1 pseudogene is annotated in these 612 nt (G+C 67.6%); it reads left to right on the forward strand.

Annotation, left to right across the window (positions count from 1 at the left end):
- Window positions 1-612: pseudogene (locus CXQ90_RS21760) on the forward strand (ammonium transporter); the annotation flags it as partial.

A 612-nucleotide genomic window follows, 5' to 3' on the forward strand; every position in this document is an offset into this window, starting at 1 on the left:
GGCAACTCCCTCACGGGAGCCGGTCTGCTCGGAAACCCGCTGGAATTCTTGGGTCTGTCCCAGTTACTGGTTGAGGATCCGGACTCTTCGATTCCCGTGGCGTTGTTCGCCGCCTTCCAGCTGATGTTTGCCTGTGTGACCACGGCACTGGTGGCCGGCGCCGCCGCCGGCCGGATGAAGTTCGGCGCGTGGATGCTGTTTGCCGGACTCTGGGCCACCCTGGTCTACTTCCCCGTGGCGCACTGGGTCTTCGCCTTCAGCAGTGAAGACGGGTCGGTCACCGGCGGCTGGATCGCCAACCAGCTCGGCGCCATCGACTTTGCCGGCGGCACTGCCGTCCACATGAACGCCGGAGTCGCAGCCCTGGCCCTGGCCCTGGTCCTGGGCCGCAGCAAGGGCTGGCCGCATGCCTCCGGAAAGCCGCACAGCCGCCCGCTGGTACTGCTCGGCGCCGGGCTGCTCTGGGTGGGCTGGTACGGATTCAATGCCGGTTCGGCCCTAAGTGCCGGACATTCCGCCGCCGTCGTCTTCCTGAACACGGCTGTGGCAGCCGCCGCCGGCCTGCTCGGCTGGATGCTGATGGACCGGCTGCGGCTCGGAACCTCGTCCTCT

Source organism: Arthrobacter sp. ZGTC131, assembly GCF_002929275.1.
Classification (GTDB): Bacteria; Actinomycetota; Actinomycetes; order Actinomycetales; family Micrococcaceae; genus Arthrobacter.